Source organism: Dyella silvatica, from assembly GCF_026283955.1.
GTDB classification, from domain to species: domain Bacteria; phylum Pseudomonadota; class Gammaproteobacteria; order Xanthomonadales; family Rhodanobacteraceae; genus Dyella_C; species Dyella_C silvatica.
The window spans coordinates 8,007-23,796 of sequence record NZ_JAPDPE010000013.1 but is presented as its reverse complement, the minus strand read 5'-3'; the positions used below and the strand labels follow the sequence as shown (position 1 = coordinate 23,796).

The window sequence follows — 15,790 nt, the reverse complement described above, 5'->3', positions numbered from 1 at the left end:
CACGTTGCCCGCTGGCAATGCACTGTTTTGGAGAAACTCATGAATGCCCTGATCGCCTCGAAAACGCCACCACTGCGACGGCGTGCGCTATGCCTGGCGGTTGCCGTGCTGCTCGGCGGTACCAGCATCAGTGCGGCCGCGCAGGACGCCGCGGCACCTTCACCGAATGCGACCATCAACTTGATTCGCCTGATGGTGAAAAAGGGCTTGCTGACCCAGGCCGATGCCGATGGCTTGATCGCGCAGGCGAACAGCGAAGCGGTGCAGGCGCGCAAGGCGGAAGTGGCCAGCAATGACGGCGCGCAGCCCGGCGATGTGCGGGTGCCGTATGTGCCGCAAAGCGTACGCAATGCGATTCGCGACGATGTCAAACAGGAAGTCATCGCGCAGGCCAAAAGCGAGCATTGGGCACAGCCCGATGCGTTGCCGGAGTGGCTGGATCGCATCAGCTGGTCGGGCGACATCCATGTGCGTGACGAGTCGTGGTACTACAGCCGCAACAATTCGCCGTACTTGATCGACTATGCCGCAATCAATCGCACCGGCCCGGTCGATATCAACAAAATCAGCCAGGGTGTGCTGCCGCCGCTGACTAATACGCGGCAGAACCGCCTCAACATGTTGCGCATGCAAGCACATCTCGGTGTGTCGGTGAAGCTGGGCGATACCGTCACCGCCGGCGTACGTATTGGCTCGGGTAACGACAACAATCCGGTGTCCACCACGCAGACCCTGGGCGGCGGCCTGGACAAGAAAAACCTGTGGCTGGATCGCGCGTGGATTCGTTGGCAGCCGATCAAGGAGGCCTCGTTGATCGCCGGCCGCATGGCCAACCCCTTCATGGCCACCGACCTGCTTTATTCGCAAGAGCTGAACTTCGATGGTGTGGCCGGTCAGGGCAATCTGAGCTTGGCCGATGGCCTGAACGGCTTTGCCACCTTGGGCATGTTCCCGATCGAGTACACCTCGCCGGACTCGCCGACGCAGGGGCTGGGCAACCAGAAATATCGCAGCGACAGCAAATGGCTGTCGGCCGCGCAGGTCGGCGCTAGCTGGAAGTTCGACGAGGATACCGAATGGAAGGTCGCCTTGGCCTATTACCATTTCGGCAGCATGCGCGGGCAGCTTTCCAGCCCATGCGCGATTTATACCGGCATCAACTACTGCAGTACCGACGCTACCGCGCCGCAGTACATGCAGAAGGGCAATAGCGTTTTCCAGATACGTGACATCATCCCGGACCCGACTTCGCCGGGTAACTATGCGCAGCCGCAATTGTTCGGTTTGTCTTACGACTATCACGTCGCCAACCTGACACAGCAGCTCGACTTCAAGATCGGCGATACCAGTGCGCGGATCCAGGCGGACTACGCGCGCAATATGGCTTATCACGCGCGTGACGCCTTCCGTTATCCGAACGGCCTGGGCCAGCCGGTGAATAACTATCAAACCGGCAGTGCTCCCGGCGTGCAGGGGCCTTATAAGAGCGGCCCGGTCGGCTGGCTGGTACGCGGCATTCTCGGCACGCCTAACCCGATGGCGGCCAACGAATGGAATGTCTCCTTTGGCTACAAATACCTGCAGCCCGATGCGATGCTCGATGGCCTGACCGATCAGAACTTCCATCTTGGCGGCACCAATGCCAAGGGCTTTATCGTCTCGGCTGACTACGGCATTGCCCAGCGTACGTGGATCTCGGCTCGTTACTTCAATGCACGGCAGGTCTATGGGCCGCCGTTGGCGATTGACGTGGTGCAGCTCGAAATCAGCAGCAAGTTCTGAGGTCACCCATGAAGCGCATCGCACTTAACATCGGCTTGCTCGGCTTGCTTGTTTTGACCACGCCGCTTCAGGCGCAAAGCCTGGAGGAGCAATTACGCACGCAACTGCGTGAGGCGCGCAGCCAGCTGCAGGATATGCAAAACGAGCAAGCTCAATGGCAGGCCCAGAAAGCATCCACCGAGAAGGAGCGTGACCAGGCGCGCAAGTCACTTGAGCAAGCCCAGGCCGAGCTAGCCAAGCTGCGCGGCAACAACCAGGCCGGCAGCGCATCGGCCTTGGCGGCTGAGCGCGCCACGCGGCAGCAAGCGCAGAATGATGTTCAACGCGGCCAGCAAAGCCTGGCCGATGTCTCCGCCAAAGCGCACGCGCAGGAAGCACGCGCGACCTCGGCGACGGCACAGTTGAATGAGGTGCAGGGTCGTTTGACGACATGCACCGCGAAAAATCAGGAGCTGTACAAGGTCGGTCACGAGATCCTCGACGCTTACTCGAATGTCGGGCTTGGCACGGTATTGGCGTCACGGCAACCCTTCGCCGCGGCATCACGCGTCAAGCTGGAGAATGCGGCGCAGGGTTACGGTGATCGGCTTTATGAGCAGAAACTGCCCGCCGCGACGAGTTCTAGCGGGCATCCGTAGTCGGTACTGCATGTGTGACCGCAGTTACTTCAGTCGCAGCAATGGTGAGTCATTCAGATAACTGCTGCGACCGAGGCCTGTTCCACCGAGTATTCGTTCACCAGGTGGTTGAGGACATGTCGACATCTTTCGCAAAGTACCTCGGTGGCGGCCTGCTGCTTGTTTCGCTCGGCCTGAGTGGGCTGCATGCCGCCGAATCGCCACAGACCGCGAGCCCATCGCCCAGCTGCGTCGAAGTGAGTGTCAATGACCGGCCGACGCTGGCCTACGACTGCCTCGGCCAAGCTTTGTTGTCGCCCAAGGCGGCAACGCCGCCCAGCTTGCTGATGGATGGCGTCGTTAACGAGCCTTCCAATCGGCAAGTGGGGCAATACAACTTTTCGGCCTTTAGCCATCGCATGGGCGCCAACCTGGACAAGTCGGTGGTTCCGCAACGGCCGCCCGCTGCGCCGCCGCCACCGCTGTTCGCACCGGTCACCGGTGGACATTGAGCGATGTGAGTCGCCACGTCATGACAGTCTGGTGTCATGCCGCGGCGGCAGATGAATTTTTAGTGACATGGTTCAGTCATCACATGAATTAGACGTCTCTCCATTGACGGCTTGCGCTGAGAACGTTCAGCCGGCCAACGCGAACTGTGCACAAGCTCAAGCGTCATCGAGCCGGTCCGCAAGAGGCCAGTGCGCAGTTCGTCATGGGTTTGTTGTTGACGCGAAGCATGCTTGGCATGCGTATGACAGGGGTAGGGGTTCTCGTGATTAAGCCAGTACGGTTCGGTGGTGATTCCGGTGCGACGATCAACAGGCGCCCCTTGGCGCAATGGATTGCCGCAGCACTGGCGATGGGCGCGATGCAAGCACACGCGGGCAACCCTGCTCAGCTCAGCCAGGCCTGGCTGGCGCAGCAGCAACAAATCGGCGTTCAGGCCGCGCAGAGTGGTGCGCCATCGGCGTTACCGCCCGGGCTTACCCCGCAGACTTCAGGTCAATTGCTGCAGCAGCGGGTGGTGCAGCAGTCGATCGCCAATCTGAACAATGCCGCCCAGGCCGTCGCTGCGCAGATCAGTGCCCAACAGGCAGCGCAACAAGCCGCGCAACAACTGAGCTCAACGATACCCAATGGCCTGACGGTAGGCGGCTTGCAGGTAGCCGCTGCGGCGGCCAATAACCCCAGCCTGTGGCAAAACGCCAATCAGCCGACCCAGTCGGTGGCGAATGGGCAAAGCACGGTACAGATCAAGCAAACCGATCAGAAAGCGATTCTGACCTGGGATAGCTTCAATGTCGGCCGCAATACCACGGTTTACTTCAACCAGTCGGGCGGCACGCAAAGCGATGGCAGCAACAACTGGGTCGCGCTGAACCGCATTCAAGACCCTAGCGGTTCGCCAAGCCAGATCTTCGGCCAGATCAAGGCGGAAGGCTCGGTCTACCTGCTCAATCGCAACGGCATTCTGTTCGGCGCCGGCAGCCAGGTGAATACGCATTCGCTGTTGGCTTCGTCGCTGAACTTTTTCAGCAGCGATGTCGGTATCAGCAACAGCAATTTCTTGAAGGGCGGTATTGGTTCGCAGGCGGCAGTATCGGGCTTTTTGACGGATGGCGCGTTTACCGATGGGCGCAATCACGATGTAGTGATCCAGAAAGGTGCTTCGATCACCACCGGGCCACAAGGTTTTGCCTTGATCGCCGCGCCTAATGTGTCCAATGCGGGTTCCATCGTTGCTGACGATGGGCAGGCGATACTTGCCGCTGGTATCCAGTTCAATAATCTTGCCGGCACCATTAATGGCGGTGGGCTCAACGTACTCAACGCGCAAGGGCCTTTCGATGCGCAGAATTATCCGGTGGGCGGCCTGGCCAGCAATAGCGGCCTGATCCAGTCTCGCCGTGGTCAAGTGCACATGCTTGGTTTCAATGTCGATCAATCGGGTGTGGCACTGGCCTCGACCAGCATCAGCCACCCGGGCAGCATTGAGTTGAATGCACGTGACGATGGCAACGCTGCCAATAACTATGTGCGCCATGGTGCATTGAACTTGAATGCAGGTTCAGTCACCGCGGTTTTGCCCGAGAAAGACGGTACGACAACGTCGTCCACTCCGGCCGCCAATAGCGCCTTCACTACCGGCAATCTTACTCTTGCCGGTGGCACGGTAAGTTTCAATGCAGGGTCGTTGCTTGAGGCTCCAGGCGCTGCCCTGTCGATCACCGCGCAACTCAATGGCAATCTTACCGATGGCCCGACCGCGGGGCGCATCTATGTCGATGGAGGGTCGATTCTGGATGTCTCGGGTCTGACCAATGTCAGTCTGCCGATGTCGGCGCTGCTGGTGAGTATTTCCCGCATTGGCCAGAACGAACTGGCGGATTCCCCATTGCTGCGTAACAGTTTTCTTTACACGCAGAAAAATGTCGTCATCGACAGCACGCAGAGCGGCACCCGCAGCGATGGGCTGAACTGGGTCGGCAGCCCGATTCTGAATGTCGGCGGTTACGTGCAAAACGTGCCGCGCGATATCAGCCAGATGCTTACCAAGGGCGGCAGTATCAGCCTCGACGGCGTCGAGGTCATCGTGCGCAACGGCGCGCAATTGAATCTGGATGGTGGTTACCTGGCCTACCAGGCCGGCTGGGTCGATACGCCGAATCTGTTAGGAGCGAATGGCCGCATCTACAACATAGCCAATGCTGATCCGCAGATGAGCTATGTGGGTTTCGCCGGGCAGTACAGCGTCAGTCATAATCGCTGGGGAATCACCGAGAACTACAGCAATCCGCTGCTCGCCGGCGCAGTGCGCTGGGATCCGGGCTTTGTCGTGGGCAGCGATGCCGGCAGCTTGAAGATTGCAACGTCCCGTGCCTTGGTATTGGACGGTGATATTTCCGCGCAGGCATTTGCCGGGCGCAATCAGGTGGCCAACGGTAATCAACCGGCGGCCGGATCGTTTAGCCTCGTTGCGCAGCCGCGTTCGAGCGGTGCGAGCGACGTGCTACTGCAACAAGCGACGCTGTCGCTAAGCGACCGCGATCCCGCTTTTAATGCGGCTACGCCGTGGAGTGCGGTGCCTAATACGCCATCGGGCAATACCGACGACTTGCAGTTCTGGTTGCCACTGTCAGCCAATACGATTCAGCAAGCGGGTTTTGGCACGGTGAATATCGCTACCTCGCCGGATAGCGGCGGTCAGATCGTGCAACAAGCCGGTACCACGTTGGCGGTGCATCCTGGCGGCTCGATCAATCTCAGCGCAAACCGTATCAGCATCTTCGGCAATCTCGCCGCGCCGGCCGGATCCATCTCGCTGACTTCGATTGGACCCGCTGCCAGCAATATGCCTGGCCTGCAGGATGCCAATGGCCAGCCGTTGCGCGCTGACATCACCATCGGCAGTGGGGCGACGCTGGGCGCACGCGGTCAGTGGGTCAACGATAGCGGGCGCACCGCCGACAACATGGTGGGCAACCGTTATATCAATGGCGGCAGCATCAGCCTGACCACTCAGCAGGGCGCCCAGACAGGCAGTCAGTCCAGTGTGGACGGCACCGGCTCGATCATCTTGCAATCAGGCAGCCTGCTGGATGTTTCCGGTGGTGGTTATGTGGGTACCAATAGCCAGGTGGCTTTGAACCATGGCGTGCCCACCGGTAGCGGCGGTGATATCAACCTGATCACCTATTCTGCCCAAGGCGCCACGAAATTTGGCTTGACCCAGAATGCTCCTAATGACCTGAGCAGCGGCTCGATTCAGCTTGGCGGTCAATTGCGCGCTTATGGCTTTAGCGGTGGCGGCACGTTGACCATGCAGGCGGCTCAACTGCAGATCGGCGGCAAGCCAGGCAATCTGGCGATGGCCAATGGCTTGTATCTCGATCCGGGCTTTTTCGCCGGACAAGGCTTTGATGGCTATGCGCTCACTGCGATCACCGATGCCAATATCGCAGCAGGCAGCCAGGTCAAGGTAAGCCGGTCTAATCTGCTGCCGAATTATCAAGCTTTACTGACGGCACCCAGTGGCACTGATCTTTATGCCGCCAATGCAGCGGGGTCTTCGCTCAACTATGTGAGCGTGGGGCAACTCGATGCCTACCATCGCTACATCAGTGCGAGTCAGAGCGCAGGTCATGGCCCCGGTTTCTCGCTGAATGCCGGCGTTTATCTGGACTGGAATCAACAGTTCGGCATCCCGAACTCGGGTTCCCCGCAATATGCCGGGGTGAGTGGCTCGTTGTTGCTGGCTCCCGGGGCGGCGATTCTTGCGGATGCCGGTGCCACGGTTAGCTTGGCTGGTACGCAGAACACCATCGTGCAAGGCACGGTGAGTGCACCAGGCGGCCATATCAATATCGCCACGCAGAAGCTCACCAACCGGGCTGGCTTGCAAGCGGTGACGCCGCAAGTGTGGTTGGGAGCGCAATCGGTGCTCGATGCCAGCGGCGTCGCTTTACTTAATCCATGGGCCGCTGCCGTGGTGCAGGGTGGCACGACCGGCATGGGCCTGAGCGGGGCGGTTACACCGCGCTCGGGTATCGTGTTGGCAGGCGGCGCCGTGTCGCTCACCGGTAACGCAAGCTATGTCGTCGCGGAGCAAGGCAGCCAGATCAATGTTTCGGGCGCTGCCGCCACCTTCGATTTGCCCACCGCTGGCTCAAGCGTTCTAGGCCAAAGCGTGAGCTATATCGCTACGCCGGTCTGGAGCGATGCCGGAAGCATCACCATGGCGGCAGCGGCGGGGTTGTATGCCGATGCCACCCTGACTGCGCAAGGTGGCGCGGCGCAGGCCGAAGGAGGCACGCTCAACATCATTGGCATGGCGGTACCCCTGGGCAGGCAGGCCAAGGCCAGCGGCATCTTGTTGCAGTCGTCAGGCAGCCTGCTGGCGGCTGGGCTGCGACCCGGCTCGGCGATCGAGGCGGGAGCACCCTCCGGGCTGCTGCATTTCGCGGTCGACCGGCTTACGAACTCGGGCATCACCTCACTAAACCTGGGGCCAGATGTCAGCAGTGCGTCGTTGGGCAATCAGGTGGCTGTACCCATAGGTTTCGCTGGCAATATCAATCTGCAGCTGGGCCGCAGTTTTATCGCCAACGCACCCAGTTACCTCGCCTTGCCGCAGGGTAGCAGCGGGCTCGGCGCTACTGCCGCTGGGTACGCCACCGGCAATGGCACAGTGAGCATCACCGCGCCGTACGTCAACTTGTCCAGCAACACCTTGCTAAGCGCTACGCCTGTTGCGCGCGCCGGTGACGGTGTATTGCAGATCAACGCTAATGCCATCGATCTCGGTGGCGTGGTCAATCTCCAGCAATGGGCCAATGCGAGCTTTAATAGCGGCGGCGATATACGCTTCTATCTGCCCGCACTCTATGCTTATCAACAGGGTGCCAACGTGCCGGGTTTGTTGTTCAGCACCGGCAATCTCAGTTTCAAGGCAGCACAGCTTTATCCGGCCAGCGACTATCACTTCGTCATCGATGCCAATGCCTCGGGTATTGCCGATGCCTCCGGTCAGGCACGCACGACCACGGTAAGCATTCTGCCGAACGGTGCTTCCAGTACGCCGTTATCGGCGGGCGGTGCGTTGCTTATCAGTGCTAACCGTATTGAGCAGCAGGGCACGATTCGGGTGCCGTCCGGCAATCTTGTGCTGGGCGTCAGCGATCCATTGGCCGGGGCCACTGGATTCGGCCTGGATCCGGCCAAATTTCCGTTGGCGGTGACGGACTCCGTCCATCTGGCCAAGGGCAGCGTGACTTCAGTGTCACTTGATGGCGCAACGCTGCCTTACGGCACCACCATCGACGGCGTGGAATGGCGTTATAACGGCGACCCGAACGCCAGCTCGCCCGACCTTACCGCGCCACCGGCCAAGCAGCTCAGCCTGAATGGAAATCACTTGTCGCTGGATGCCGGTGCCGGGGTGGATTTATCCGGTGGTGGCCATCTGCAAGCGGCCGAGTGGACGGCTGGCACCGGTGGCAGCCGCGATGTGCTCGCGCAATACAGCACCAGCTATGCCACCAGTACCAGCGGCACCCAGGTGCCGCAGTACAGCGACGGCCGTGCGATCTACGCAATCATTCCTGGCTACAGCTCGGCGATGGGCGCGCACGATGCCGCGCTGGAGAAAGGTGCTGGCGCAGGCCCGGCGGTCGGGCAGAGTGTGTATCTCTCGGGTGCTGCCGGATTACCCGCTGGCTACTACACGTTACTGCCAGCCAGGTATGCGACCTTGCCGGGCGCTTATCGCGTCGTGCAAGACACCAGCGCGGTCGACAGTGTGCTGGGGCGAGCGGCGACACTTCCCGATGGCAGCTTGAACATCAGCGGTTATTTCGCCGATGCGCTCAGCGGTGCGCGCCAGGCGCGCAATACGTCGTTCCTGCTGCAGTCGGCGCCGGTCTGGCAGCAGTACTCGCAATATCGTCTAAGCGATGCCGACACCTTCTTCGGTGCGCAGGCCAGCAAGGCCGGCATCGTAGCGCCGTATATGCCGGCCGACGCTGGCCGCTTGGTACTGGCGGCGAGTCAATCGCTGGATCTGGGCGCCACGCTGACCGCCGCTGCCGCTACGGGCGGGCGTAGTTCGCAAGTTGATATTGCAGCGCAGGCGATTCAGATTCTTGGTACACAACAGACCGCCAATGCAGGCTATCTCGGCTTGTCCGCCGATGGCTTGACAGCCTTGGGCAGCGGCAGCCTGCTGATTGGCGGCACCCGCAGTTTGAACAGCAGTGGCTACACGATCAACAGCATTGCCGACAGCGTATTGCTCTCCAACGACAGTAATCACGCCTTGGCGGGCCCGGAGATTTTGCTGGTCGCCAACGGCAGTGGTCATGCCGGCGCACAAGGGGTGGTGCTGGCTGGCGGCAGCTATATCCAGGCCCGCGGCAACGGCAATGGCGCCGGCAGCTTACCGCTTTCGTTCGGTAGCGACGCCAGCAAAGATGCCAACGGCAATCTGATCGCTGCGGTCAGCGGCAATGGTGCCTTGTTGCGGGTGTCGCAAAACGGTACCGCCGCGGTGCTCCGTCATGCGGTTTCCAACCCCGCGGGCGGACAACTGCTGATCGGCGCCGGCGCCCGGGTGGATGGAGGCAGTGCGCTTACCCTGGATGCCACCGGCAATACCCAGGTCGATGCCAGTGCGGCGTTGTCCGGCAATGCCATCGATGCCAATAGCAACCACATCACCTTTACCAGCAGTAACAGCAACGTTGTCAGCGACGGTCTGGTCATCGGTCCCAACACACTCAACCTGTTGCGCGGCGCTCAGCAAGTCACCCTGCGCAGCCGCGGCAGCATCGATTTTCTCGGCAACGTAAATATCGACCTGGCCAACAGCCTCAATCTCAACGCGGGTGCCTTCACCAGCGATGGCGGGCAGGTCAGCATCGCCGCCAGCACGCTTGGCCTGGGTAATGCGCTGGGTGCGGTGGTGCCCGGGTTTGTGGCGGGTGCCGGGCAGCTTTCGCTGCATGCGGGCGAGCTGGACTTCAGCGCCGGTAACAGCACCTTGCGCGGCTTTGGCCAAGTGACGGCGACAGCCAGCCAAGGCATCGTCGGGCAGGGCAGCGGCGGCATGGATTTCGGCAATCTCGGCGTGACCCTGGTCGCACCGGTGCTGATGGCCGATAGCGGTGCGAATACCAGCCTGACCACCACCGGCGCGATGAATCTGCAAAACGCGGGCGGGCAGGCCTTGTTGCGTAGTTCCTTGGGCGGCGCACTCAGCCTGAGCGGTGGCAGCGTGTCGGTGGGCACCTCGCTTGCCGCATCCGCCGGCAATCTGAGCCTGCGCGCCACCAGCGGCGATCTCGAACTGGCGTCGGGCAGCCAGTTGAGCACGGCGGGTGTCAACAAGACCTTTCAAGACGTCACCACCTATGCGGCCGGCGGCAATCTGTCGCTGACCGCGGATCAGGGTTCGGTCAATATTCGTCCGGGCTCGGCCATAGGTTTTGCCGGCGCGGCTCAGGGGGGCGATGCCGGTAGCCTGACGATCAGTGCCAAGGGCAATGTGCTGCTTGGCGGACGTCTGGACGGCCATGCGCTAAGCGGCTATCGCAGTGGTTACTTCACGCTCAACAGCGGCAATGCAGTCGACCTCAACAGTATCGCCGGTATCGCGCAAGGCGCCGGGATCACCGGGATGATCCAGGTCGCCAGCGGTGCCGGCGACCTTTCGCTGGCCGCAGGCAATACCTTGCGCGCGCAAAAGGTCTTTCTCACCGCCACTGCGGTGGATGCCAGCCAGGGACATGTGCTGATCGCCGGCCGTATCGATGCTTCCGCCGATGCGGGTAGCCATATCGAGTTGTATGGCCGCAATGGCGTCGATGTCGAGGGCAGCCTGATTGCGACCAGCGGCATTCCCGCGCAGCGTGGTGGCGACGTAGTGCTGGGCACCGGCGGTACTAGCGACGGTAGTCTCAATACCGCATACGGTTACCAGAATGTGCAGGCGGCGAATGCCGGCTATATCCATCTTGGCTCGAATGCGCATATCGATGTTTCCGGTGGCTCAAGCGATGCCTCCGGTGGTTCGGTTAGTTTGCGTGCACCCTTGCTCAGCAATGGCGACGTGCCGATCACCATCGACGGTGGCAATCAAACCATCGTCGGTGCGCGTGTAGTGACCGTCGAGCCTTACGCGGTTTGGAGCACGGCCGACAAACAGACCGATTTGAGCAAGTATTTTGATGGGCTGATCGACCCGTCGGGCTGGTACAAGTACGATGCCAATGGCAAGCCGACCCTGGTGGCCGGTACTTGGGTCGATGCCACCGGCAAGATTCTTGCCGCACCTGCCGACGATGCCACGCTGCAAAGCTATCTCACCAATAACTATTTCATTCCTGGTGCGGCAGCAAATACGGATCATCAGAGCTTTTATGGCTACATCGGTGCAGACCCGTCCAAGGGTGCCGGCACCTTGATGAGCTACATACAGCAACCGGGTTTCAGTTTTGGCAATCGCTATACGGGCATCAGCAATGTGCAGGTACGCCCGGGCATTGAGCTGGATAACCCGGCAGCCGGTCCCCAGCAAGGCACAATCAGTCTACTCACCAACTGGAATCTCGGCGCGGGAACGACCCAGAAAGACGGCAGCATCGCACTGGCTTATCGCTATCAAGGCATGGCGCCGATTCTTACCGTACGTGCCGCGGGCGACCTGGATATCAAAGCCAGCCTTACCGACGGCTTCTATCAGCAGAACAATGGCGCGGTGCTTGCCGATCCGCCGGCACCGCCGCCGCCGCCTGTTTCAGACAATGGTTATGCGACGGCAGTTGCTGCGTATACCAAGTCGCTGAATTATATGGATGCCAATGGCATCTGGAACGGTACGATTAACCTGAAAGCCGGGTCGGCGGCACAAGGGCTTACTCCAGGCGGTGGCAAGGTCAGTATTACAGCGGATCCCTACTATCAGCCATTGCAAGCGCCGCTGAAAAAGCAGTCGGTTAATTACTACATTAATTACGAGGCGTATATCGGCGACGTCGGCGATGACGTAACTGGGACGTGGGCAGCTGTATTTGCGACACGTGACGCTAAGGGTTTTCTTGCTTACAAGCCCACCCCGCTGGTAGCGCCACAGCCGGCTAGCTATGCCAATTACGCGGATTACGTCAACGCCTATTACGATCCGACTCCAGGAAACACCTCTTGGCTTAGCAGTAACTTCAGGACGAATCCGGTCGCCAACAGGCTGCACACGCCATCACCGTTATTGGCGCCAGCCGACACCGATTACAGTCAGTACAGTAGTGACTATGCGATCTATATCGCAGGCCACACCGCTTACTACACCTACGTGTCAAGAAATGTCGGCAACACCTCTTTTGGCAGTCAGTTGTTCTATGCGCCATTTGCGCCTGCCGCAAATGCGGCGAGTGACCCGGGTGGTGGTAAGCCACCCTCCATTCCGGTTCCCGGCGCGGCCGCCAATAACAGCCCGAGCAATATGCCCAGCCTGGGCAATCCGGCCTCCTTGGCATCGGCCACCTTATTGGGTGGATCCAGCTCGTCCTACCGCTTGATTGCGGGTGCTCAACTTGATTCGACCAATCCGCTTTCTGTCGCCGGAACAGGTGTTGGAAATGTCAATTTGGATGGCCATTTTGCAGTGGTCGATACGCTGACCAATGCCAATGCTGGGGGGGGCAAGGATCTATACCCTGGAAAAACCTTATTGTTTCCGACCACGGTGCGTACCGGTACCGGCTCCATAGACATCGCGTCGAGCAATGACATCAGCTGGCTTGATAGCACAGCGCCAGCTGTAATTTATACCGCCGGTGCGCCGGCGTCAGGCACGACTGCGAACACCAATGTATCGGTGTTACGTCCATCACAGGTTTCGATGGCTCCCGCTACCGTGCCTGACATGCTGGTCAGCGGTCAGGTCAATCCTGATCATGGCGGCGATGTAAGCCTGAATGCTCACGGCAGCATTAATGCCATCGAGCAGGTCATCGATGTCGACGGCAGCGTCACGGGTGTCAAAGGCACCTCGATCGCGCAGTTCTGGTGGCCTTGGATGCAAACCGGTAATAGCGCAGACGGCTCAGCTTCGTCGATCAACTTCGCCAACTTTGCTCAAGGCATCATGAGTCTTGGCGGTAATGTGGCGATTACGGCTGGCCAGGATATTCATCAGCTATCGGTCTCTCTGCCCACCACGTGGTACGCACAGGCCAACGGCAGCAGCGTAACAACCGTGGGCGGCGGTAACCTCGATGTGCAAGCAGGCCGCGATATTCTCAGTGGCAGCTATTTCGTTGCCAAAGGCCAGGGTAGCCTCTTTGCAGGTGGTCGCATCGGCGCTGAGCTGAGTTATACCGTGCCTCGTACGGTCTATGCCTTTGGCAGCATCAGCACTCCAGTCTCAACCCTGTTGGCGGCGCAGGACACACAATGGCATGTAAGCGCTTTGCAAGGCGTTGATATCGGCGGTGTCTTTAACCCATCGTATGCAGCGTTGAACGGTCAGGTTAGCGCGCTGCTGCCGGCTGGGCACTTCGATGCGCAGAGTTTCAGTAGTGCGTCAGCCCTGAGCGTAAGCACTGCGGTGGGCGACATCACATTCGATAGCCTGAGCGTGCCTGGCTACTGGTTTGGCTATGGCAGTTCGACCGGCATGGGCAACCCGGGATCGATCCTACCGGCGAACCTTAACCTGACCGCGCTCAGCGGCAATATCAACCTGCTGGGGGCTGGCAGCCTGTATCCGTCGGTCAATGGCAATTTGAGTTTGCTGGCCAATGGTGCCATTGGCTTCTCAGAACAGGTTTACACCATGGGAAATCCCACTTTCGGGGGCTCCGTGGGCTCGTACAATTTTGGTTTGATCGATGCGCCGGCGGCATTCCTGCCATCGCCGCTGCAGCCTTACGGCGGCCTCAGTAGCAGCGATTACCTCGCTCAGATGACCTTCGGCTATATCAATGTCGACGGGACGAACCCGATTCCGACGCTACTGCATCAACCCGCACCGTTGCATGGTGGCGACTCGACGCCGGTGCGCATCTATGCCTTGCAAGGCGACATTTCTGATGGCTTGATCGCGCCAGGCGGCTTTCAATATCGCTCGCTGGTGATCTCGCCAGCCAAGCCAGCCCTGCTATATGCCGGTCGCGATATCGTCAACCTGTCGTTCGCCGGACAACACACGCACGATGCGGATATCACTCGCATCGTTGCAGGACGTGATATCTACGATACCGCGATCAATCGCAATTTTGCTCCGCCTTTGAATGACCCCGGCGCCTACATGCTGGCGCCTTCCTTACTGCTGGGTGGCCCCGGCAGCTTGCAGGTAGAAGCCGGTCGCAATATAGGTCCGTTGACCAGCCAGGCTGATATCGCCACAAACCACACAATCACTGGCAGCAATGCCACGGGTATCGACAGCATAGGCAATGCGCTCAACCCATATCTGCCGCATAAGAGCGCGGACATCGGCGTGTTGTTCGGCGTCAAGCCAGGCATCGCGACGGCCGATTTCATCGCGCGCTATGTGGATGATCCAGCGGGTGTCGAGGGCGTCGGCAGCTTGTTGCCGGACCTGGTTGATTTCATGAACCAACGCCTTGCCGGCCAAGTCGTGGATACCGGCTATGCCAAGGATCAGCAACAAGTACAGCTGTCAGCTGCGCAGGCCCGGGCGTTGTTTGCGGCACAACCCGACTATGTGCAACGCATGTTTGTGCAGCAGGAACTATTCAAGATACTTGCCATTGTGGGTGCCGATTACAACAAGCTGGGCAGCCCGTACTATCAGCAGTACGCCCGAGGTTACGCCGCTCTGGGCACCTTGTTCCCGGCAAGCCTGGGCTATACCGCCAACGGCAGCGGACAGGGTGGTATCAATGGCGCCGCGAAAACGGTAGATACCGGTGACTTGGATATCCGCAGTTCGACCATTCAAACCCAGCAGGGCGGCAACATCAGCATTCTTGGGCCGGGCGGCCAGGCCTTGCTGGGTAGCGCCTCGGCGCCACCGGTAATTACCGACGATCAGGGCAATGTACTGGCCGGGCCTAACAGCATGGGCGTGCTCACGCTAGAGCAAGGTCATGTGAATATGTTCACGGACCGTAGCGTACTGCTGGCACAAAGCCGCATCTTTACCGAGCAGGGCGGTGACTTGGTGATCTGGAGTTCCAACGGCGATATCAATGCCGGGCAGGGTGCCAAGACGACGGCAGAAATCCCCCCGCCGACCTATCTGTGCACCGTCGATGCATGGTGCCGCATCGATGCGCGCGGTCAAGTGAGTGGTGCCGGTATCGCCACCTTGCAAAGTGTGCCAGGGGCCGCGGTCGGCAGCGTTTATTTGGTTGCACCACGCGGCACGGTCGATGCAGGCGATGCAGGTATCCGGGTCTCGGGCAATCTGGTGGTCGCGGCGGCGCAGGTAGCCAATGCCGATAATATCCAGGTGCAGGGTGAAAAAATCGGTGTGCCGGTAGTGCAATCGGTGAACGTGAGCGCGTTGTCCGCGGCGAGTGCGGCGGCAAGTGCGATCAACCAGGCGGCCGACGATATGAGCCGAAAGCAGCAGGATGATGCGCGTAGCAAACAGCCATCCATCATCTCGGTACAGGTGCTTGGTTTTGGTGACAAAACCAGTAGCGTCGAGAGCCGGCCAAGCGGTGCCGATTACGATCCGCATAGCCCGATACAGGTACTGGGTGCTGGCCGCCTCAGTGATGCAAAAAGACAGGTGCTGACTGCAGCCGAACGTCAGCGACTCGCCGAATAAGGTCTCTCAGGATGCGGGATGCCAAGCGCATCCCGCTGACATTCAAGCTTGATCTATGCCGGATCGGTAGCCGTAAGGCTGTCCGCAAGAT

Annotated in this window: 4 protein-coding genes; all 4 read left to right on the top strand. The window is 60.0% G+C overall.

The features are described 5' to 3' along the window. The first annotated feature begins 39 nt into the window (after positions 1 to 39). The 4 genes from OUZ52_RS04580 (at position 40) to OUZ52_RS04565 (ending at position 15,699) form a co-directional block, all read left to right on the top strand. On the top strand, positions 40 to 1,782 hold the full coding sequence (locus OUZ52_RS04580; protein WP_266157147.1) for a putative porin: 1,743 nt from the start codon (positions 40 to 42) through the stop codon (positions 1,780 to 1,782). Between the two features lie 8 nt (positions 1,783 to 1,790). Next, complete coding sequence (locus OUZ52_RS04575; RefSeq protein WP_266157146.1) at positions 1,791 to 2,420, top strand: hypothetical protein; 630 nt, start codon at positions 1,791 to 1,793, stop codon at positions 2,418 to 2,420. A 116-nt stretch (positions 2,421 to 2,536) separates the two neighbouring features. Continuing rightward, positions 2,537 to 2,911, top strand: coding sequence for a hypothetical protein (locus OUZ52_RS04570; protein WP_266157145.1), 375 nt, complete (start codon positions 2,537 to 2,539; stop codon positions 2,909 to 2,911). A 263-nt stretch (positions 2,912 to 3,174) separates the two neighbouring features. Next, complete coding sequence (locus tag OUZ52_RS04565) at positions 3,175 to 15,699, top strand: filamentous haemagglutinin family protein (RefSeq protein WP_266157144.1); 12,525 nt, start codon at positions 3,175 to 3,177, stop codon at positions 15,697 to 15,699. The last annotated feature ends 91 nt before the right edge of the window (positions 15,700 to 15,790 follow it).